Source organism: Corynebacterium nasorum, from assembly GCF_022345765.1.
In the GTDB taxonomy this organism is placed as follows: Bacteria; Actinomycetota; Actinomycetes; order Mycobacteriales; family Mycobacteriaceae; genus Corynebacterium; species Corynebacterium kefirresidentii.
This window is the reverse complement of the sequence record NZ_JAKRDR010000007.1, coordinates 1-22099: the sequence shown is the minus strand read 5'-3', so window position 1 is coordinate 22099 and position 22099 is coordinate 1. Positions and strand designations below refer to the sequence as shown.

General features: G+C 60.7%; 19 protein-coding genes. 9 read left to right on the top strand and 10 right to left on the bottom strand.

The genetic code is table 11. The annotated features are described in order from the left end of the window. Positions 1-58: 58 nt before the first annotated feature. A complete protein-coding gene (locus MHK04_RS06630) occupies positions 59-862 on the bottom strand; it encodes a LytR C-terminal domain-containing protein (RefSeq protein WP_239208103.1) in 804 nt (267 codons plus the stop codon). A 23-nt stretch (positions 863-885) separates the two neighbouring features. Continuing rightward, positions 886-1161 (bottom strand): DUF3263 domain-containing protein, encoded by a 276-nt coding sequence (locus tag MHK04_RS06625; protein WP_239208104.1) that lies wholly within the window; start codon positions 1159-1161, stop codon positions 886-888. On the opposite strand from MHK04_RS06625, the gene MHK04_RS06620 reads away from it, so the two are divergent. From MHK04_RS06620 to cls, 4 genes are all read left to right on the top strand, one after another. Next, on the top strand, positions 1160-1783 hold the full coding sequence (locus MHK04_RS06620; protein ID WP_023019968.1) for a peptide deformylase: 624 nt from the start codon (positions 1160-1162) through the stop codon (positions 1781-1783). The genes MHK04_RS06625 and MHK04_RS06620 overlap by 2 nt on opposite strands. Further along, positions 1783-2772 (top strand): N-acetylglutamate synthase, CG3035 family, encoded by a 990-nt coding sequence (locus tag MHK04_RS06615; protein WP_023019969.1) that lies wholly within the window; start codon positions 1783-1785, stop codon positions 2770-2772. The genes MHK04_RS06620 and MHK04_RS06615 overlap by 1 nt, the downstream gene beginning before the upstream one ends. 88 nt (positions 2773-2860) lie before the next feature. Then, positions 2861-3670 carry an exodeoxyribonuclease III gene (locus tag MHK04_RS06610; protein WP_239208105.1) on the top strand — a complete coding sequence of 270 codons (810 nt, stop codon included), beginning with the start codon at positions 2861-2863 and terminating at the stop codon, positions 3668-3670. Beyond that, positions 3671-5134 carry a cardiolipin synthase gene (gene cls, locus MHK04_RS06605; protein WP_023019971.1) on the top strand — a complete coding sequence of 488 codons (1464 nt, stop codon included), beginning with the start codon at positions 3671-3673 and terminating at the stop codon, positions 5132-5134. 131 nt (positions 5135-5265) lie between these two features. Here the strand turns inward: cls and MHK04_RS06600 are convergent, their stop codons facing one another. Genes MHK04_RS06600 through MHK04_RS06590 form a run of 3 tightly spaced genes read right to left on the bottom strand, consistent with a single transcriptional unit; the run spans position 5266 to position 7571 of the window. Beyond that, positions 5266-6045: an ABC-2 transporter permease family protein gene (locus MHK04_RS06600; protein ID WP_200288607.1), complete on the bottom strand. Its 780-nt coding sequence runs from the start codon at positions 6043-6045 to the stop codon at positions 5266-5268. Between the two features lie 6 nt (positions 6046-6051). After that, positions 6052-7047 (bottom strand): ABC transporter ATP-binding protein, encoded by a 996-nt coding sequence (locus tag MHK04_RS06595; RefSeq protein ID WP_239208106.1) that lies wholly within the window; start codon positions 7045-7047, stop codon positions 6052-6054. A 29-nt stretch (positions 7048-7076) separates the two neighbouring features. Further along, complete coding sequence (locus MHK04_RS06590) at positions 7077-7571, bottom strand: NUDIX domain-containing protein (protein ID WP_023019974.1); 495 nt, start codon at positions 7569-7571, stop codon at positions 7077-7079. Between the two features lie 70 nt (positions 7572-7641). Between MHK04_RS06590 and MHK04_RS06585 the strand changes: the two genes are divergently transcribed. Genes MHK04_RS06585 through MHK04_RS06575 form a run of 3 tightly spaced genes read left to right on the top strand, consistent with a single transcriptional unit; the run spans position 7642 to position 12670 of the window. Beyond that, entirely contained in the window at positions 7642-9087 is a 1446-nt protein-coding gene (locus tag MHK04_RS06585; RefSeq protein ID WP_023019975.1) for a GlnX family signal transduction membrane protein, read from the top strand. Continuing rightward, entirely contained in the window at positions 9087-10100 is a 1014-nt protein-coding gene (locus tag MHK04_RS06580; protein ID WP_023019976.1) for a glutamate ABC transporter substrate-binding protein, read from the top strand. Before MHK04_RS06585 ends, MHK04_RS06580 begins: the two co-directional genes overlap by 1 nt. Next, entirely contained in the window at positions 10097-12670 is a 2574-nt protein-coding gene (locus tag MHK04_RS06575; RefSeq protein ID WP_239208107.1) for a serine/threonine protein kinase, read from the top strand. Before MHK04_RS06580 ends, MHK04_RS06575 begins: the two co-directional genes overlap by 4 nt. A gap of 131 nt (positions 12671-12801) precedes the next feature. On the opposite strand, the gene MHK04_RS06570 is transcribed toward MHK04_RS06575, so the two are convergent. Further along, entirely contained in the window at positions 12802-14025 is a 1224-nt protein-coding gene (locus MHK04_RS06570) for an acetate kinase (protein WP_239208108.1), read from the bottom strand. Further along, entirely contained in the window at positions 14026-15387 is a 1362-nt protein-coding gene (gene pta / locus MHK04_RS06565) for a phosphate acetyltransferase (protein ID WP_239208109.1), read from the bottom strand. A gap of 228 nt (positions 15388-15615) precedes the next feature. On the opposite strand from pta, the gene MHK04_RS06560 reads away from it, so the two are divergent. Continuing rightward, a complete protein-coding gene (locus MHK04_RS06560) occupies positions 15616-16977 on the top strand; it encodes an FAD-dependent oxidoreductase (RefSeq protein WP_239208110.1) in 1362 nt (453 codons plus the stop codon). A 3-nt stretch (positions 16978-16980) separates the two neighbouring features. Continuing rightward, positions 16981-17463: a GNAT family N-acetyltransferase gene (locus MHK04_RS06555; protein ID WP_239208111.1), complete on the top strand. Its 483-nt coding sequence runs from the start codon at positions 16981-16983 to the stop codon at positions 17461-17463. A 23-nt stretch (positions 17464-17486) separates the two neighbouring features. Here the strand turns inward: MHK04_RS06555 and purT are convergent, their stop codons facing one another. The 3 genes from purT to MHK04_RS06540 all read right to left on the bottom strand — a co-directional run. Next, positions 17487-18839 carry a formate-dependent phosphoribosylglycinamide formyltransferase gene (gene purT / locus MHK04_RS06550; protein ID WP_239208112.1) on the bottom strand — a complete coding sequence of 451 codons (1353 nt, stop codon included), beginning with the start codon at positions 18837-18839 and terminating at the stop codon, positions 17487-17489. Positions 18840-18990: 151 nt separating this feature from the next. After that, entirely contained in the window at positions 18991-19845 is an 855-nt protein-coding gene (locus MHK04_RS06545) for a class F sortase (RefSeq protein WP_239208113.1), read from the bottom strand. A gap of 155 nt (positions 19846-20000) precedes the next feature. Then, positions 20001-22099, bottom strand: a 2099-nt coding sequence (locus tag MHK04_RS06540; protein ID WP_239227029.1) for a VaFE repeat-containing surface-anchored protein, incomplete at its 5' end; no start/stop codon positions are given.

Here is a 22099-nt window from a genome sequence, read left to right as displayed (position 1 = left end):
CAATAAAGTTTCTTTCTGGCCGGATGCCCTTGGACTTTAGGTCAGGTACGCAGCTAGCTTAGGCCTGCGGCACCGCTAGGGCGACAACGACGGCGCCGTCATCGGTTGCTTCCTTAGGCAGGTCGCGATTCATGGGCGCGATATCGGCCTGATAGCGAGCGGCTACCTCTTTGGCCAGTGCTTCAGCAGAGGTATCGCCTTCCGGGTAGAAGACGGTGGTCTTCGGGACGGTAAGGACATCGCCAGGCAGGTTGCCCACGTAGCCCACCTTGAAGCCGCCGCCTTTGAGGGAATCGGCTTCCTTCTTGGCCTTGTCTACCTCACCGGAGTTATTGAGGACGCTGACCTTAATATCTTTGCGGTCGCGCGCGGCGGAGTGGGCGTTTTCCTCTCCTGCAGCGTCATTGCCCTGAGGCGCAGCAGCCTCGTCGGCAGCACCGGAAGCAGCCGAATCACGTGGGGCATCGCCCTTTCCTGGCGCCGGTGCAGGGGAAAGAGCGCTTGCACCCTCGGAAGCGCCTGGGGCACCGGGGGCACGGGAACCTGCGGCATCGGGACCAGCGGAGCCTTCGGGTGCGGCACCAATGGTGGAACCGGTGGAGTTTTCTTGCTTGCTCTCGGAGGCCACGGTGGAATCATCGTCGCCCGAGGTTATGGAGTACAAAGCCCAGAGGCCGAGCATGACGGCCACCGCGATGAGGACCATCGCCAGGCCGCGCAGCGGGAGTCCGCCCTTTTTAGCGTGCGCGCCGCCACCAGCGGGGCGCTTAGCGGCACGGGAAGCGGACGCACCGGCAGCGGAGCCGGCGCGGGTTTCGTCGGGTACCTTGTCGGTCGAATTTTCCGGATTCACATTAGTCACATACGCAACACTAGTACCCAGAATTAACTAGAAGGGGTATTTCCCCGCGCGGCGCGCCGCGTGTTTTCTCTCTCCTCGCGCAGGCGGCGCAGCCGGGCGACTAGGAGGGGATGGGATTGGGCGGCCGCGGGGGCGTCGAGAAGCAGGTTAAGGCGCTGATGGTAGCGCACCGGGGAGATATCCAGTTGCGCGCGGATGGCCTCTTCCTTGCGGCCGATGCTGCGCGGCGCGTTTTCTTCAAAGTCCAAAATGGCGGCGTCTAGGTCAGACAAGGGGTCCATGCCTAAACTGTAAGGCATGACTATTCGCCCCATCGTTATCCACGGCGAGCCCGTGCTTCACAATCCCACCCAACCGGTGGAAGAATCCGAAATTTCCACCCCGGAAATGCAGCAACTCATCGCGGACATGTATGAAACCATGGATGCCGCCCATGGCGTGGGCCTAGCTGCAAACCAGGTAGGAATTGGCAAGCGCCTCTTTGTCTACCACTGCCCCGATACGGACGGGCCCAATGGCACCGAGCTGCCGTCCGAAAAGGCAGGCATGCGCAAGGGCTGCGTTATTAACCCCGTGTTGGAGACCTCCGAAATTCCGGAGACCATGCCGGCCGACGACGGCTCCGATGACGAAGGCTGCCTCTCCGTTCCAGGCGAAGGCTTTCCCACCGGCCGCGCCGACTGGGCGCGCGTGACCGGCAAGGACGAAAACGGCAACGACATCTCCGTCGAAGGCTATGGCTTCTTCGCCCGCTGCCTGCAGCACGAGACCGGCCACCTCGATGGCTTCCTGTACACCGATACCCTCATCGGCCGCTATAAGCGCCAGGCCAAAAAGGCCATCAAACGCAATGGGTGGACCGAGCCGGGTTATTCCTGGGTACCGGGCGAGGACGCCGATCCCTTCGGCCACGACGACTAATGTCACGTATTTTCCGCTCCGATGCCGTCCAGGTGGGCGAGCGCGTGGTGGCCCGGCGCGATTTCGGCGGCGTGCATAGCGACGTCATCGGGCACGTGCTGAGCCTCAATCCGCTGGTTATCCGCCCGCAGGAGGTCGGTGGTTTCCCCTCTGACCTGGATGCGGTAGAGATCCCGCCGGAACAGCTGAAAATCATCAAGCGGCTCTCCCCGCGCATGGTCCGCAATTCCGATATCCGCGCCGTGGAGGTTGCGGCGGCCGCGGCTTTCCCCGGCGGGGAGCACGCCTGGACTAGCGATGGTTCTTGGCTCCTGCGCGCCGGCGACGGGGCTACCGGCAGCTCCAATTCGGCCGTGCCTTTGGGCCCTTCGGCCGGCTTTACCCCGGTGCCGATGGAAGAGATTAAGGACTTCTTCGCCCGCCGCGACCTGCCGGTGCGCCTATTGGTTCCAGAGCGCATTGGCAAACCCGCCGAGCGCCTGCTTGCCGACGCCGCCTCGGAAACCGAACCAGAAACGCTCGCTATGGTCTTGCGCGATCTGCCCGCGCTTGCCGAAGCCCCCTCTGCTTCCCCCACCTTCCATGTCGAAGACCACCCCGATGACCAGTGGCTGGAGATGTATCACTCCCGCAGCGGAACCCTTTCGCCTCAGGCACTGAAGCACCTGAGCGCCCCCATCGAGGGCACACTTGGCTTTGGCCGCCTAGCGCTCGAAGGCGTAACCGTCGCCATTGCCCGCGGTGCCATTAGCGAATCCGGCGATGGCACCGCGTGGCTGGGCCTTTCTAATGTGGAGGTAGCTGCGAACTCCCGCCGCCGCGGATTCGGCACCCTGCTAGGCCAGCACCTGCTGCGCTGGGGCCGCGATAATGGCGCGGAGCATGCCTACCTCACCGTTCCGGCTTCCAATACCGCAGGAGTGCGGCTGGCTGAGAAGCTCGGCTTCATCGAGCAACACCGCCGCGTCTACGCCCGCCTGCGGGGCTAGGCCCCGCGCAGCACCCTTTCGGGCTGGGTGGTGAGCCTTATGGGACTGCCCACTGACCTCGCTGCAGCGGGCAGGTACTGTATGTGGCATGCGCATCGCCACGTGGAATATTAACTCCGTTCGTACCCGCACACAGCGGGCGCTGGACCTTATCTCCAAGCACGATATCGACGTTTTGTGCCTGCAGGAAACTAAGGTAAAAGACGATAAGTTTCCACGCGAGCCCTTCGAGGAAGCGGGTCTGCACGTCACGTGCCACGGGCTCAACCAGTGGAACGGCGTGGCCATCGTGTCCACAGACGCGCCCGAGGAGGTCTTTGTAGGTTTCCCGGGACAACCCGGCTTTGCCAAAGATCCAGATAAGCCACAAGACCGTGAAGCACGAGCGCTAGGGGCCCGAATCCGTGGCGTAGAAATGTGGTCCCTCTACGTGCCCAACGGCCGCGAGATCACGGACCGCCACTATGACTACAAGCTGGACTTTCTCTATCACCTGGCGCACTATGCGGAAAATAATGCGCAGTCTAAACTTCTCTTGACCGGTGATTTCAATATTGCTCCGCGCGATGAAGACGTATGGGACATCGAAGCCTTCCGCGGCAAGACGCATGTCACCGAGCCAGAGCGCGCCGCATTCCAGATGCTGGAAGAGTCCGGGCTCGAGGAGGTCACCCGCCGGTTCACGGAGGACCAACGCTATACCTACTTCGATTACAAGGGCATGCGCTTCCAAAAGAACGAAGGCATGCGCATCGATTTCCAGTTGGCTTCCGCCCCACTTGCCCAACACGTAACCGGCGCACAGGTAGACCTGGTTGAGCGCGCCGGCGATAAAACTTCCGATCACTGCCCGCTTCTCGCAGATTTCAATCTGCCCGATTTCGATTCCGTGCGATAAATGTCTTGGTCGCTTGATCTCAGCTTCTGGCAGCTTTTATTCCTAATCCTGGATTACGGCATCAAGATTATTGCCGTCGGCTTCGTGCCCGAAGGCCGCCGCCCGTCCAGTTCCACCGCGTGGCTGCTGGCTATTTTGGTGCTGCCGTTTATCGGTCTGCCGCTGTTTTTGCTTATGGGCTCGCCGTATATCAACCGGCGCCGCCACCGCATCCAGCAGCAAGCAAATGAGAAGATTGAAAACGTCACGGCCCACACCCCTGACCACCCACAGGGCATACTTTCGGCAGAAACTGAGTCGGTCATCCGGCTCAACCGCGAGCTGACCGGATTCCCAGCGTTGGTGGGCCACAACCTGGGTCTGCACGCGGATTATGACGAATCCATTCGCGCTATCGCCGCCGCCATTGACCGCGCCAAGAAGTACGTGTCCATCGAGATCTACATCCAGTCCTGGGACGAGGTCACGGACGTCTTCTTCGAGTCACTGCGCAGGGCTACCGCCCGCGGCGTGAAGGTGCGGCTACTGCTGGATCAGATCGGCAGTTTTAAGTACAAGGGCTATTTCAAGCTGGGCAAGCAGCTGACAGAGATAGGCGTGGACTGGCATCTCATGCTGCCCATTCAGATACACAAGGGCCGTTTCCGGCGTCCGGACCTGCGCAACCACCGCAAGCTGGTGATCATCGATGGCAAGGTGGGCTTTATCGGCTCGCTGAATATGATTAAGCGCCAGTACAAAACCAAGGACCGCTACTGGATCGACTACATGGTGGAACTCTCTGGGCCAATTGTGACTTCTATGTCCGCGGTCTTCGCCGTGGATTGGTACCTAGAGGCAGACGAGAACCTTCCCCTCGATGAGCTGCCTTATGACGACGCCCAGACTGCCGACGCCAATCACCTCCAAATCATCCCCTCCGGACCTGGTTATACCACTGAGCCAAACCTGCGCATGTTCAACTCCCTGGTTCACCACGCCAAGGACCGGCTAGTTTTGTGCTCGCCCTACTTTGTCCCGGATGAGTCCCTGCTAGAGGCCGTGACCACCGCTTGCTACCGCGGCGTGGATGTGGAGCTTTATGTATCGGCAAAGGCGGACCAATTTATGGTCAACCATGCCCAGTCCTCCTACTACCAGGCCCTGCTAGAGGCCGGCGTACACATCTACCAATTCCCCTACCCCTTTGTGCTTCACTCCAAGTTCATTATTACCGACCCGGACGATCCCGGCCGCGATCCGCTGTGTATGTTCGGCTCCTCCAATATGGACCCGCGTTCCTTTGGTCTGAACTATGAGTCCACCATGCTGGTGGCCAAGGGAGACCTCATTGACCAGTTCAACCAGCTCGTAGCCAATTACCGCGCCGTGTGTCACGAGCTAACTTTGGAGGAATGGAATGAGCGCGGCTTTATCCGCCGCTACGTGGATAATGTCATGCGACTTACCTCCGCGCTGCAGTAGAGCGAACACGGACCACCGCGGCTGCAACGAAAACGGTCCGGAAACAAGACACCGCCCCGGTGAGCAGCGAATGAGCTGCCGGCCGAGGCGGTGAAGCGCCTAAGCAATGGGGGCTTAAGCGTTGGAGGTGTTTAGGCGTCGCGCTTTTGCAGGACGATGACGCCTAGGACCCACAAAAGGAGAGCCCAAGCGAGGAATACCAGCCCAAATCCCCAGGATTCCTTCCACGGAGCATCTGCGGGAGTTTGATCCATTAGCCACGACTGAAACGCGCTAAATGGCATGTAGTTCACCAGCTTCCCGCCCACCTTGGGGATCATAGACACGAAACCGTCCAAACCAAGGAAGAGGATCAACCCGATGGCCACGGAGCCGGCGGTAGAGCGCAATAACAGGCCGAGCCCCTGGGAGAAAAGGACGATAAGAGCCGCTGCCAGTGGGTACTTCCACAGCTGCTTCTGCCCCATCTCATCGTCCCAAGGCTGGAATTGCGCGGCTACCTCATCGTAGGCAAAAAGCTCGGTAAGCAAGTAGGAACCGGCCACCGCGATGAAGCTGAGCGCGGCCGCGATGACCGCGTACATGAGCAGTTTGACCAAGGCCACCGACCAGCGACGCGGGGTAGCCATGTACGTGATGGTCTGCGTACCAAAGCGGTACTCGGTGGTCACGATCATAATGGCTTGGATCATGAGCACGGGCAGGCCGAGGGCCAAAAGAAAAGACACCGCGCCATCCGGGGTGATAACACCCATACCAAACGCTGCATCCTCGGGGGTTTCTGCCGGTTTTGTCAGGCGGGCATTGAGGATGGCCCAACCCCACGCAAAGAAGAGGAAGATGAAGGTGGTCCACCAGAAGGAGCGGGTGGTGTGCAGCTTGGTCCATTCGGACTTCAAAGTATTCAGCATGGCGACTTAAACCTCCTGCTGGGTGGGTCGAGCGAACGGAGTGGCAGCACCGGCACCGGCAGTAGCACCGCCGGCGGTGGGGGCACCAGTGGAGCCGTGGTACTGGACGGCGTCGCCAGTAAGCTCCATGAAAGCGTCCTCTAGGGAGGCGCTCTTGAGGCTTAGCTCATTAAGCGGCACACCGGTGGAGTACGCCAGCTGGCCCACGAAATCCGTGGTCTGGTTGGCAATCACCAAGCGGGGGCGGCCTTCCTCGTCGGTGGACTCGGTAAAGGAGATTCCCTCGGCGCGCAGAGCAGAGCCAAAGGCATCGAGGTGATCGGAGCGCACCAGCACGGAGGACTCCGAGTGGTCCTTCACAAAGTCATAGGTGGGCTGGTCCGCTACCAAGCGGCCCTTACCAATGACCACGAGGTGATCTGCGGTTTGGGACATCTCCGACAGCAGGTGGGAAGAAATCAAAATGGTGCGGCCCTCTTTGGCTAGGGCACGTACCAGCTGGCGGACCCAGCGAATGCCCTCCGGGTCAAGGCCGTTGACCGGCTCGTCCAAAATGAGGATGCCCGGGTCACCGAGCAGTGCGCCGGCGAGGCCCAAGCGCTGGCCCATGCCGAGGGAGAAGCCGCCGACTTTCTTACCGGCGACGTCGGAAAGCCCTACCAGCCCCAAGACCTCGTCAACGCGGGAAGTAGAAATGCCATTGGACTGTGCGATCCATTTCAGGTGATTAGCGGCGCTGCGGTTGCGGTGCACTGCCTTGGCATCGAGCAAGGCACCCACCTCACGCAGGGGCTGCTTGAGCTCGTGGTAGTGCTTGCCGTTAATGCGCGCCTTGCCGGCCGTAGGAGCATCCAAGCCGAGGATCATGCGCATGGTGGTGGATTTGCCCGCGCCATTGGGGCCTAGGAACCCGGTGACCATGCCGGGTTTTACCTGAAAGGTGAGATCATCAACGGCGCGGACAGACTTATATTGTTTAGTCAGTCCTTCTACTTCGATCATGGCACTAGAGTGCCATAAATCTGGCAACTTTACCTGTTCAATGCCTCCATACTCTCCCGCAGGGTGGGAAAGGAGCGACGAAAGGCAGCCAATAATGGGAGGGTCTCCACCTCGTCGAAAGGCACCCAGCGCAGCTCATAGGACTCTTCATTAGCTGTAGTAGGAAGCGGAACACCGGTGCGCGTGCGCGCGAGCACGGTGGTATAGGTCCACTCCCCCGGTAGATCCCCCGCTGCGGGATAAGGCCCGGCCGTGACTTGCGCATCGAGTACCTCTACATCGTGGGGCGCAATCGCGCATTCTTCCTGAGTTTCGCGCAACGCGGCCTGGGTCGGCGTCTCCGTAAAATCACGGGCGCCACCCGGAATCCCCCATGTATCGCCGTGATTGGTCCACGCGGCACGGTGTTGGAGAAGCACCTTGCGCCCGGCAACAAGAAAGAGGCCAGCGGCACCGAATTTTCCCCAGACCCGAATGCCGCCAGGACCTGCCGCCCAGCCGTCTCCACTGTGAGGATTATGCATGCTGCCTATCCTAGCCACACACGCGGGTATATGGTGGCGCCCAGCACACTGCGGACGCTATTCTGAGTTAATGACCGAGCAGGCAGTCCGGGCAGAAAGCGTGCACAACGAGCACGCTCACCCGAGCGATCACTGGCTCGATGAGGTCACCGCGCCCACCGGCCCGGCCTTCAGCGGGCTCAGCAGCCGCGCCATGCAATGGTTCGCAGGCCCGGCGCGCCTGATGCGCCGCTTTTACTACTTTGCCTCCACCACCCCGGGCAAGCTTTTTACGGTCACGCTCATCCTCACCGTGGCCCTGGGCGCTGCCGGCTTATCGATGTCCCAATCTTCCGCCGCCCGCCACTCCGATTTGGACGAGCTGCTAAGCACTACCGAACCGATGTCGAATGCGGCGCACCACCTTTATAGTTCGCTTTCGGTGGCCGATACCGTGGCCACCACCGGCTTCGTACAGGCCGGTGTGGAATCAGAGCAAAATCGCGATAGCTATAACGAAGCTATTGATGCCGCTTCGGTGGCAGCCACCGAATCCGTGCTGGGTACCACACAGGAAGATGGCCGTGTGCGCGAGCTGGTGACCTTTATCCAGCGCGAGCTGCCCGTCTATACCGCGATGGTGGAAAAGGCCCGTTCTAATCACCGGGCGGGCAATGCGGTAGCTAACTCCTATATGTCCAATGCCTCTGCACTAATGCGCGAGCATATCCTGCCGGCCGCCTCCGAGCTTTTCCAACTGACCACCGCCAAGGTAAACCAGCAGCAGCAAAAGCTCACTTCGCCGCAGTGGGTGCCGCTCTCCGGCCTCTTTGCCGCGCTCTTTTTCCTCGTTGTGGCCCAGTGGTGGCTGTGGCGCCAGACCCGCCGGCGTTTTAATCGTGGCTTTTTGACGGCCAGCGTGCTGCTCTTCCTAGCCATTTCTTGGGTAGCACTATCCAACCTCGCTACCTGGTCCACCGGCCACCAGGGCTTTGAGACAGCCTCGCGCCCATGGGATTCGCTGACGGCCTCGCGTATTGAGGCGCAGCAGGCGCGCACCTCTGAAACCCTGGCGCTGGTGCTGCGTTCCTCCGAGGAGGATACGATGGTGCGCTTTTCCAGCTCGATTAACTCCATCGAAATGGCCTTGCAGGATTATGAGGATGCCCTCAATGATGAGGACGTGGAGGTCACCGACCCCGAACTCATCCACAGCGCCCGGGCGGCCGCCGAGCAGTGGCGTGGCACCCACGATAAGCTCATGGGCGCGCTGAAAGACGGCGACTATGATGAAGCCATCTACCAGGCCACGGCCACCGAGCCCAAGGACGGTGAGATGACCACGGCGCGTTCCTATGACGAGCTCGACGCGGAGCTCTCCGATCTCATTAGTCAGGCGCGCGTCGCTATGCGCAGCTACCTGGAACGCGGCCTGACCGCCATGACCGCGGTGTCCTCGGCCGTATTCTTGCTGACCTTATGCGCCATTATCGCCGTGTGGCTGGGCATCCGTCCCCGATTGCAGGAGTACCTCTAATGCGCCGCCCACGCCTCGTCCTCGCTTCGCTTGCCTGCGTCTGCGCCGCGCTGCCTCTGGCTTCCTGCGATGTCCGCTCTACCCCGCCACTGGAGGCGCCCGCCGAGCAGGCCCTTGACGCAAAGCCGGGCCCGCCGCTGCCAGATGGGGCAAAGATTGAAAAGGCAGGAACCACCCCCGCGCACCGCGCCTCTGGTGAAGACATTAAAGGCAGCTACCGCCCAGATGACAAGAAAGCGAAAGAACGGGTGCCGGACATCGTCAAGCGCGGCCGGCTCATCGTGGGTGTGGACCGTTCCAATAACTTGCTGAGTTACCGCGACGCCGCCTCGGGTGAAGTACGCGGCTTCGAGGTAGATATCGCCCGCGAGGTTGCCCGCGATATTTTTGGTGATCCCAATAAGGTGGACTTCCGCTTCGTGGAATCCTCCAACCGAGTCGATGCCCTTAATTCCGGCGCGGTGGACATGATTGTGCGCACGATGACTATTAGCCCGGAGCGAGAGCGGGAGGTGGCCTTTTCCATCCCCTATATGCGTACCCAAACCCGCATGCTGGTGCTCAGCAAATCTGGCATCAAATCCATCAAGGACACCGCTGGGAAGACGCTGTGCGGTGTGGGCGAATCCACCGCACTCGATACCATCCGCGAGCACGCCCCGAAAGCCGATATCTTGGTCACCCGTTCCTGGGGCGATTGCCTCATGGCACTGCAGCTCAACCAGGCCGATGGCATCGTCGTCGATGATGCCCTGCTCTCCGGCATGGCCGCCCAGGATTCCTATACCTCCATCGTGGGCGAACCGCTGGAAACCGAAAACTACGGCGTGGCCGTGCGCCTGCCCAGCAAGCAGCATGACACCCGCCCACTGCTGCGCCAAATAAATTCCACGCTAGAGCGCATACGCCGCGATGGCACGTGGTCTTCCCTTTTTGAGGAGTGGCTCGGTGCCTACTTAGAAGAGCCCACGCTGCCGGCCGGAAAGTATATCGAGGAGGAGGCTAAACCATGAGCCATAACCCGAACTTTAGCGATGATGAGCTCGAATACATCGAGCCGGAAAACCTTGATACCCAGCGTGCCTTCCGCCAGCCCACCAATGCCACCAATTCCGCGCAGGAGCCGGATGCGCTAGGCGATGCCCCCTCGGACGACGGCCCCGCCACCGCAGCCGTAGCTTTTGACCCGTTTGCGGACGAAGACGAGGAAGCAACCGCGGCGGTGGCCTTTGATCCCTTCGCTGACGAGGATGAAGCAGACGGTGATACCGGCACCTCCGCGGTAGCCTTCGATCCCTTCGCAGACGATGACGAGGATGGCGATGGTTCCATCGACCCGGACCATATCTCTAGCCTCTTGGCGGACCTAGACAATATCCGGGCTAAGCGCGAACAGCAGCGCGCCCAGCAGGCCCAGGAGGACTCCTCGCAGCGCTCGCGCCGCCGCGCACTCGATACCTTCCGCGAGCGCCGTGGCACCCACCGCACCGAGCGCCGCGTGGCCGATGGCATGGTGCGGCTGCCGTTTATCACCCCCTCCGAGCCGACCGACGCCCTGATCGACCCACACGAGGCATCCTCCGGTAAAAAGATCCCGCCACCGCAGTTACAGCCTGGTGACATGGTGGCCGGCCAATATGAAATCTTGGGCGTCATCGCCCATGGCGGCATGGGCTGGATTTACCTGGCCAATGACCACTTTGTTTCTGGAAGAGTGGTGGTCCTCAAAGGTATGCAGGCCCAAAAATCGGCCGATGAAACCGCCGCTGCGGTGGCAGAACGCGAGTTCCTCGCGGATATTACCCACCCGGGCATCGTCAAGATTTTCAACTTCATCGATGACCCCCGGGTACCCGGCGGCTTTATTGTCATGGAGTACGTCGGCGGGCCGTCGCTTAAAAACAGGCGGAAAAAGCAGACGGACAAACTACTGCCGGTCGATATCGCAATCGCTTATATCCTGGAAGTCCTGCCCGCGCTGGAGTACCTGCATTCGCGCGGGGTGGTCTATAACGACTTAAAGCCCGATAACATCATCGTCACCGAGGACCAGGTTAAACTCATTGACCTGGGCGCGGTCTCCGGCATCGGCGCCTTTGGCTATATCTACGGCACCAAGGGCTATCAGGCCCCGGAAGTCGCCACCGAGGGGCCTTCCATCGCCAGCGATATCTACACCATCGGCCGTACCTTAGCCTCGCTGTGCCTCAAGCTTCCTACCGAAGACGGCGTTTATCTGCCAGGTATCCCCACCCCCACCGAGGAGCCGGAACTGCGCCGTTTCTTGTCCTTATACCGCCTGCTACAGCGCGCCACGGACCCGGATCCGGAGCGCCGCTTTACCTCCATCAAGGAGCTGCGCACCCAGCTCTACGGCGTGCTGCGCGAGGTCATTGCCATCCGCGACGGCCTGCAATATCCTTCCCAGCACTCGCTCTTTTCGCCGCAACGTACCACCTTTGGCACCAAGCACTTGGTTTTCCGCACGGATCAGCTTATCGACGGCATCGATCGCACCGTCCAGATCACCGCCCCCGAGGTAGTCTCCGCCCTGCCCACCCCGCTGCTAGACCGCGACGATGTGGGCGCCGGCCTGCTGCAGGGTGCTTCCTACGCGGAGCCACAAGAAGCCCTCGAAACCCTCCGCCAGGCCATGCAGACCCCCGAGTACGAGCACTCGGCCGAAATTCCACTCGGCGTGGTGCGCTCCATGATCGACCTGGGCTATACCGGCCAGGCGCGGCAGTGGCTCAGCTCCATCGAAGACCGCCTCGGCCGGGACTGGCGCTTCCAGTGGTATGCCGGCATCACGGAACTGCTCCTCGATGACTACCGCGACGCCCAGAAATACTTCTCCGCCGTCCTCGATCTCCTTCCGGGCGAGGCGGCACCCAAACTCGCCATCGCCGCCATCAACGAACTCATCCTGCAGCAGCTGGACTACAGCGATATCTCGCTCATTGATCCCACGGTGGCCCGGGCCTGTTCCAATATGCATTCCACCTTGGCCGATCTCCCCAACTCCGCCTTTGAGGGCCAGCCAGAAATCTGGAACCACGTCACGCAAGACCCCGCTGCCCTGCGGTTTAACTCCATGCGCCTCTACGGAATCGTGTGGTCCACCAACCCCACGACCGTGTCCTCCTCCTTTGGCCTCGGCCGCCAGCTGCGCTCCGAGGGAGAGGTGGAGGTCGCCGTCACCGTACTAGACAAGGTTCCTAATGCCTCGCGGCATTACCGCATGGCCCGCTTGACGACGATCCTTCAGCTCATCGTCCACGATCTCTCCGAGTCCCGCATCCGCCGCGCTGCCCGACGCCTCGAAGAGGTCCCCACCAACGAGCCGCGCTTCCTCCAGATTAAGATCGCCGTCATCTCCGCCGGCCTAAACTTCCTGCGCAACGCGGATCTTTCCCATGCCGCCTCCCCCAACGATCTTTTCGAATACGCCTTCACCCAACGCGGCCTGCGCACCGGCCTGTCCGAGACCCTCCGCGCCCTCGCCCGCCAGGCACCGTTTAGTCGCCACCGCTACGCCCTCGTGGACCTTGCCAACCAGGTCCGTCCCGTGACCACCTTCTAGCTTGCGTTCTTGCATCTGCTCGCATCTGCTCGCACAGCGCAGAAAACAAAAGAAGGGGGCGTGCGGTCTTCTTTACCGCACGCCCCCTTGTTCACTGCTCGGCCGTTTTCACTGGCCGGGGAGGAACCTTCTTATTTGTAGAGCCCAGCCTCGCGCGCCATAGCGGCGATTTCGGCAGACTTCTGGGCGATAGCCAGCTCCTCATTGGTCGGAACGACAAAGACCTTAACCGGGGAGTCCTCAGTGGAAATCATGCGCGGCTGGTCGGAGCGGACCAGGTTGCGCTCCTTATCAAAGTGGATGCCGTACATATCCAGGTTGTACAGGGAATCCTGGCGCACCTCGGTATCGTTTTCACCCACACCAGCGGTGAAGGTGATTGCGTCAACGCGGCCCAAGGCAATCATGTAGGAACCGATGAAGCGGCGCAGCTGGTGGATGTAGATATTGTAGGCCAGCCACGCGTCCTGGTCCTCGTTGTCGATGCGCTCGCGCAGCGTACGGAAGTCATTGACACCGGAGATGCCCTTGACACCGGACTGCTTATTGAGCAGGTTGTCAATCTCATCTACGCTCATGCCCGCTTGGCGGACAAGGTGGAAAATGATGCCTGGGTCAATATCGCCAGAACGGGTACCCATGGCCAAACCGGCCAGCGGGGTCAGGCCCATCGAGGTATCAATGGCGCGGCCGTTGCGGATGGCCGCAGCGGAGGCACCGTTGCCCAGGTGAAGGGTGATCTGGTGGGTGTGCATCGGATCGCGGCCCAGCAGGCCTGGAACCTGCTGAGAGACGAACTCGTGGGATGTGCCGTGGAAGCCGTAGCGGCGAATATCGTACTTGGATGCCACCTCATTATTGATGGCATACAGCGCGGCTGCCGGCGGCAGGGTGTTGAAGAAGGCGGTATCGAAGACGGCAACGTGCGGGATATCCGGCAGCATCTTGCGAGCCACGCGGATGCCGTCCAAGTTAGCCGGGTTGTGCAGTGGAGCCAGCGGGATGAGGTCCTCAATCATGGACTCGATCTGGTCCACGATGAGCTGCGGCTCGGAGAAGAGGCGTCCGCCGTGGACGACACGGTGGCCAACGGCGATGACATCCACGTCGGTCGGGCCCACGTTGTGCTTACTCATGATGGCAAAAGCGCGCTCAAGGCCAAAGGAGTGAGTAGGGATTTCCAGCTCTTCCTTGTACTTCTCGCCACCAGTCTTCACGGTGACAGCGCCGAGGGGCTCGCCAACCTGCTCGACCAAACCAGAAACCAACGGGGTATCCGTGGCGCTGGATTCGGGATCGACCAGCTGGAATTTAACGGAGGAAGAACCTGAGTTAAGGACCAGAACGTATGACATTTATTTCTCTCCAGCCTGAATAGCGGTGATTGCAACGGTGTTGATGATGTCCGGAACGGTCGCACCACGCGACAAATCGTTAACCGGCTTGTTCAGACCCTGCAGAATCGGGCCCACGGCGAGCGCGCCGCCGGTGCGCTGTGCCGTCTTGTAGCCAATATTGCCAGCCTCCAAGTCCGGGAAGACGAAAACATTTGCCTGTCCGGCAACCTCAGAATTCGGCATCTTCTTCGCAGCAACGCCTGGATCGCAGGCGGCATCGAACTGCAGCGGACCATCCACCTTGACGGAGGAATCCAGCTTCTTGGCGGCCTCTACGGCGGCCACGGCGCGCTCGACGTCCGGGCCGGAACCGGAAGTACCGGAGGAGTAGGACAGCATGGCCACGCGCGGGTCGATGCCGAACTGGGAAGCGGTCTGTGCGGAGACAATCGCGATCTCACCCAGCTGCTCGGCGGTGGGGTTCGGGTTGACGGCACAGTCACCAAAGGCCCACAGGCGGCCGCGCATGACCATCAGGAAGATGGAGGAGACGACGGAAGCATTCGGCTTAGTCTTGATGATCTGGAAGGAAGGCTTGATGGTGTGGGCGGTGGTGTGAGCAGCGCCGGAGACCATGCCATCGGCCAAGCCCTTGTGGACCATCATGGTGGCGAAGTAGGAGATATCCTGCATCGTCTCGCGCGCCTGCTCGAGGGTAACGCCCTTCTTCTTGCGCAGCTCGGCAAAGTCGGCGGCGAATTCCTCCGCCAGCGGGGACTCGAGGTGATTGATGATTTCGGCACCAGCCAGATCGAGCTTGAGCTCTTCGGCGCGGGCCTTGATATCGGCCTCGTTGCCCAGAATGGTCAGCTTGGCAACCTTATCGCGCAGCAGCACATGAGCGGCTTCGAGGATGCGGTCATCGTCGCCTTCCGGCAAGACGATGTGTGCGCCAGCCGCGCGGGCCTGGTCAATGAGCTGCTTCTGGAAGAGGTCTGCGGACATGACCGGGGTGACGTCGCCAAGCGAGGCAAGTGCGCCCGGAACCGCCTCCAGATCGGTGAAGATGCCAGCGACGGTGGCACCCAAGGATTCCGCATTCTGCTGGGCCAGTTCGCCGGTGCGCTGCGGGGCGCCGGAAATGATGGCCAGAGGCAGGCCGAGGGCGGCAGCTACCTCAGCATCAAAAGCGATATCGCCGGTGCCCTGCGCCACGAGGTTCTCGGCAGCAGGCGCCTCAGCGAGTACAGCGGCGACGGTGGCGTCAAAGTCTTCGAGGCGGATGAACTCCGCCCCCAAGTCTTGGGCTAGGGCCGACACGTCGAGGCCATCAAAGCCACGGCCGATAGTGCTGATAACTGCGGAATGGGATGCAGACATGCAAATTACCTTTCATTCACGGTCACTTGAACACAATTAACGCGTGTCATAACTTCATGTCCTCCATCACAGTTATTAACACGCGGTGACTCTTCCACTGTACGCGATTTACCCCCTCCTATGCCCTATCGTGACCGCCCTAAACTGGGGTTAGTAATGCTGTGGTTTTTATCGCATAGTGACCGCGTAGAATATGCAGCACAACGAAAGAAAGGACACCCTAAGCACATGACTAACCCAGTGCGCGTCGCCGTGGTCGGCTCCGGCCCGGCAGGCATTTACGCCTCTGACCTTCTAGTGAAATCCGACCTCGATGTGCAGATCGATCTTTTTGAAAAGATGCCAACGCCGTTCGGTTTGATCCGCTACGGCGTGGCACCAGATCATCCGCGCATTAAGGGCATTGTGCAGTCCCTGCACAACGTTATGGAAAAAGAAGAGATCCGCTTCCTGGGCAATATCGAGGTGGGCAAGGACATCACCGTCGAGGAGATGCGCGAGTATTACGACGCCATCATCTTCGCCACCGGCGCCACCGCCGATAAGCGCATGGGCATCCCCGGTGAGGATCTTAAGGGCAATCACGGCGCGGGCGAGTTCGTAGGCTTTTATGACGGCAACCCCAACTTCGAGCGCGACTGGGATCTCTCCGCAGAATCCGTCGCCGTCGTGGGCGTGGGCAATGTCTCCCTCGACGTCTCTCGTATCTTGGCCAAGACCGCCGACGAGCTGCTCGTTACCGAGATCCCGGATAATGTCTACGCAGCGCTGAAGAAAAACCGCGCCAAGGAGGTCCACGTCTTCGGCCGCCGCGGCCCGGCACAGGCCAAGTACACGCCGAAGGAGCTCAAGGAGCTAGACGAGTCCCCGACCATTGAGGTCATTGTCAACCCCGAGGACATCGAATATGACGCCGCCTCCGAGGAGGCACGCCGCGCCGCCAAGTCCACCGACCTGGTATGCCAGACGCTAGAGTCCTACGCTATGCGCGAGCCGGGCGATGCCCCGCACAAGCTCTACATTCACTTCTTCGAATCCCCGGTAGAGGTATTGGGTGAAGACGGTCATGTCACCGCCATCAAGACCGAGCGCACTGAGCTCAACGGCGATGGCACCGTAACCGGTACCGGCAAGTACACCGAGTGGCCGGTCCAGGCCGTCTACCGCGCGGTGGGCTACCACCCACAGTCCGTCGACGGTGTGCCCTTCGACGAGACCAAGGCCACCATGCCAAACGACGGCGGCCATGTGCTGGCCAATGTCGACGGCGAAAAGCTGCCTGGCCTCTACACCACCGGCTGGATTAAGCGCGGCCCAGTAGGCCTGATTGGCAATACCAAGTCCGATGCCAAGGACACCACCACCATGCTCATCGCCGATTACAAGGCCGGTGACTTGGAGCCTGCCACCAAGCGCGATCCGCAGGACATCCTGGACTTCCTGGCTTCCCGCGATATCGCCGTGACCACCTGGGAAGGCTGGCACCGCCTGGATGCCGCGGAGCGCGCCGCCGGTGAACCGCACGGCCGCGAGCGCATCAAGATCGTCGAGTGGGACGAGATGGTCAAGCACGCCGGTCCGCAGGCCTAGCCCATGCCGCATTTCATTTCCGCCGCGCCCTTGGGTCAACTGGCAGCCTTGGACGTCCACCAGCTCTACAAGCTGCGGGTGGATGTCTTTGTGCACGAGCAGCGCTGCCCGTATGCCGAGATTGACGCCACCGACGCCGACCCCCAGACCGTGCACCTGCTGGCCTGGGATACGGACTCCCACGAATTGCTCGGCACGGCCCGCGTCTTTCCGGCTGCGCCTACTGACGCCGCGCTTGCCGACGCCACCGGCGCACAAATCGGCCGCTTCGCGCTCGCGCCCGCCGCGCGCGGCACGGGCCTCGGCCGCGAACTTCTCCAGGCGGCCGTCGACCTAGGCGACCGCATGCACCCAGGCAAGCCGCTCTACCTAGAGGCGCAGGCCGGCCTCGTGGACTATTACGCCGGCTTTGGCTTTACTCCGGTAGGCGAGCTATTCGACGACGAAGGAGTCCCCCACCAGCCGATGCTGCGCCCCGCCAGCTAGACGCTTGGACAGCTGGCCGCCTCCTAGTCGGCGTCGTCCACGCCGGAGGCGAGCTTCGGATCGAGCTCCACGCCGCCTTCGTACTCCACGACCTCAATATCGGGAACATTCTCGGTTTCTGGATCGATGCCGCGGGCGCCGCCTTGCGCCAGCAGACCCGGCGTGGTGGTCACCTCGATCTTGTGTGCCGCTAGAGCCGCACGGTCGCGCGCTTCTTCCACATTTTCTGCAGTAGAAGAGACCAAACCCATGCGGCGGCCCTTGTAGGCCCCCGGCTTGCCAAAGAGTTTCACGTCCGTCTCCGCATAGCTAAGGGCCGCGGCGACGCCGGTATAGGCCACCTCATTCAGCTCCTCGTCCGCGTGGATGACCACGCTGGCACCCGGGGTGACCAGGGTGGCGTCAATGGGGTAGCCCAAAATCGCGCGCGCGTGCAGGTCAAACTCGGAAAAGCGCTGCGTGTAGGCGGTAAGCATCGCTGTATCCGAGGGCCGCGGGGAGACGGAGGAAAAGTACACGTCATCGCCGGCGACAAAAAGCTCCACGCAGTACACGCCGCGACCACCCAGCTCATTGGAGATGCGCGCCGCCACAGAGCGGGCATTTTCCAGCGCAATCTCGCTCATTCCAGTAGGCTGCCACTCCTCTACGAGGTCGCCGCGCTCGTGGCGGTGTCCGATGGGCTCGCTAAACCACGTGGCCAGTTTGCCCGTGGCCGGGTCGATGGAGCGGATAGCTAGCAGGGTGACCTCAAGATCAAAGTCCACGAAACGCTCGGCCACCACGCGCTGCGAGTCCGAGGACACCCGCCGCACGGTCTCCCAGGCCACACGCACATCGTCCTCATCTCGGGCAATCATGTGGCCCTTGCCGGAGGTGGAGACATCCGGCTTAATGATGCACGGAAAGCCCAGCTCCCCGACTGCTTCTTCTAGCTCCTCCAATGAGCTAGCAAAGCGATACGCGGAGACCGGCAATCCAATATTCTCGGCCACCTCGCGCACGCACTGGCGATCCTGCGTCATGGCGCAGGCGCGAGCCGAGGGGACCACGATGGCGTCACTCTGCGCTTCCATCTCTTCCAGCGCTTCTACCGCTACGGTCTCTACCTCCGGAACCACAAAATGCGGCCGAATCTCCTTCGCTAGCTGCAGGATGCGCCCGGCGTCCTTGATATCGGCGACGTAGCTATACTGCGCCACCTGGTGCGCCGGCGCGCCCGCATACGAGTCCACCGCGTGGACCTCAAGGCCCAGGTTCTGGAAGGACATGGCCAGCTGCTTGCCCAGCTCGCCTGAGCCCAGCAGCAATACCTTGGTGGCATTGCTGGTCAGCGGCGTGCCAATATGACCGGCGATCTCGCCTGGATTATCCATGAAAATGCTCCTTCTAAGCCGCAGGCAGCGGCGGTTACTGCCTTAAATTATTTCATATTTAGGCCCCAGCCCCACTACCCACATGCCAGGTGCCACGGATAAGAAAAGGCGCCCTGTGGGCAATTCCACAGGGCGCCTGAAAGGCTTCCGCCTAGGCCGCAGGGGCCTCAGCCGGGGCCTCGGCTGGGGCTTCAGCCGGCGCCTCCCCCGCCGGTTGCTCGGCGGGCTGCTCTGGCTCGCCGACTGGCTCCGCCACGGTAATGATGTTGTCCTCATAACCCAGCGCGCCGCCAACGAACTGGCCGCCGCAGGTAATAAGAACCAGGCGGTTCTTACCCTGCTTATCGTTGACCACGTCCGGGAAGCCGGAACCCTTAGGCAGGCGGTACGGTGCTTCGGTCACGCGGAAGGTGCGCTCCTGGCCGTCGATGACCACGGTAAATTCCTGGTCTTTCTTCAGCTTGGTGAACTTCTCCGCATAGCCGGTGCCCTGGCCCTGGTAGTTAATGTGGCCGGTAATCACACTCGAGCCCACATTGCCCGGCTCACCCGGCACTGCGGAGGCGGAGTACCAGCCCACGCGGGTGACGTCGTGCGGCGGAAGCAGCACGCCCTGGTCCGTGACCTGTACGGGGTCTACGGCCGCGTACTCGCCATCGATGCCCACGGACATGCCTTCAAAGCCCTTGAATTCACCAGGCGCGGCCTCATACTCGTGCTCCTGCTGGCCCGAATCATCCACAAAAGCATCGGACTTCGGTGCAGAGTCCTGTGCGCTCTCGCTGGCCACCGTCTCCGGCGCCGAGCCGGCCTCATCCTCATCATCGCGCGCCAGGTACAGCACTACCTGCAACAAGACCAATGCCACCACAATGATGGCCGCGATAATAGCGATCAGCTTGCCACGACCCATGCCCCGCTTGCCGACGCCCCCTTCTTCCCCACTCGCCGGAAACTGCGACATTCCATTGTCTTCCGGCTGCTCTGGCTCCCTGTGCTTTCCCATAGCTAGCTTCCTCTACTTCCTCGATTTGTCTACCCTGTGCAGGTTATATGCAAATCCCCTCCAGCGTGTGCAGTCACACCCTGGAGGGGATTTTTGGTGTTTAAGTCTCAACCCCGGTGGGGCGACCCGCAGGCCGCCTCACCGATGCTTATGGACTACTTGATGTAATCCTGCATACCCGGCTCAAGCTCGGTTGCGCCGGACGGTACGGACTTAATCTCAACGCGCTCGGCGTTGGATGGCAGTGCGTTACCAGTCTCTTCAGGTTCCTGACCTTGGACCTCGACGCCGCGGCCGTTTCCATTGTCAGAGTTGCCGCCCTTAGGAGCGTCCTGACCCTTGACCTCGTGACCATTGCCACCATTGTGGTTGCCGGTGTTGTCACCGTGGCCGCCATTGTGGCTGCTGGTGTTGTCACCGTGGCCACCGTTGTGGTTGCCATGATCCTTGTGGTCGAAGTGATCCTTGATGATCTTGCCCAAGCCGATGCCCGGAATCAGGATGAGCCACCACTTATTGTCCTTGGAGGAACCGTTAGAGGATCCACCGTTGGAGGTGTCATCGTCAGGATTGTCCTGATCCTCAACCTCGTGGGAAATCACGGTCTGGTCATCATCGTCGATGTCCTTATGCTCAGCGATGTGGTTCGGCTTCTCCGGAGTAGTACCCGGAGTCTCCTCACCCTTGTCGTTGACCTCGATGGAGGTGAGCTCCTCGAAGGCAACCGCAGCCTGGACAGGCTCCTTCACATCATCGTTCACGGTAATGGTCACAGGGACCATGCCGTGGGACTTCTCCGGAGTGAAGGTCTTCTCACCGGTACCCAGAACAGACTTGCCATTTTTCTTGTTAATGAGCTCAGCCTTCAGGGTGTATTCCTTACCCGGAACCAGACCCTCGTAGGTCACCTCATCAACAATCTTGGCACCAGCAATAACTGCGTGGGAACCCTTCTCGAAGTCAGCGTTAGTGGTGATCTTCGGGGTCTTCTCAGAGCCCTCGGAGGTCACAGTCTGGTCATCATCGTTGATGTCCTTGTGCTCACCAACCGGATTCGGGTTGTCCTCATCGGCAGGCTTATCCTCACCGTGCTTATCCACCTGAGTGGAAGTCAGCGTCTCGAAAGCAACCGCAGCCTCAACCGGCTCAGTTACCTTCTCATCGACAACGATGGTGACAGCCTCAGTGCCATTAGCCTCATCCGGAGTGAACTTGTGACCCTTGGTCTCACCCAGAACAGTCTTACCGTCTTCCTTGGAAATCAGCTGGGCATCCAGAGTGTACTGCTTACCCGGAACCAGACCCTCGTAGGAAACCTGGTCCACAACCTTGGCACCAGCAACAACCTCACGCAGGTCACCCTCGAAGTCCGCATTAGTGGAAACCTTCGGGGTGTCCTTCTCGTCGTTGTCACCAGGGGTGCCCGGTTCGTTAGGCTCGGTCGACTCAGAAGGCTCGCCCGGCTTCTCCGGAGTAGTCGAACCGCAATCCGAAGGCTCGTCAGACTCAGAGGTCTCGGAAGCCTCAGAGGACGTGGTCTCTACAGACTCAGACTCAGACGGCTCGCTGGACTCAGAGGAAGACGGTTCCTCAGACTCGGAAGGCTTCTCGCTCTCAGAGTTACCCGGCTCCTCAGACTCACAAGTCTCGTCGCCGTCACCAGGCGTACCCGGAACTTCTTCCTTCGAGGTGGTGGTCTCCGGAGCAGAGGTCTCCGGCTCATCCTCGGAGGTCACAGTCTGATCCTCATCATCGATGTCCTTGTGCTCAGCAATCTCATTCGGATTATCCGAAGAAGCATCCGGAGTCTCCTCACCGAACTCATCGACCGCAGTAGAAGTCAACTCCTCAAACGCAACCGCAGCCTCAACCGGCTCAGTCACATCATCGTTGACGGTGATGGTGACAGGCTCCTTGCCTTCGGACTTCTCCGGAGTGAAGGTAGCTTCACCCTTGCCCAGGACAGTCTCGCCATCGGCCTTGGAAATGAGCTCAGCCTTCAGAGTGTATTCCTTGCCCGGAACCAGACCCTCGTAGGAAACCTCATCAACAATCTTGGCACCAGCAACAACCTCATGAGAACCATCCTCAAAATCAGCATTCGTGCTGATCTTCGGAGTCTGCTTAGAAGTTACAGTCTGATCCTCATCATCGATGTCCTTGTGCTCAGCAATCTCATTCGGATTATCCGAAGAAGCATCCGGAGTCTCCTCACCGAACTCATCGACCGCAGTAGAAGTCAACTCCTCAAACG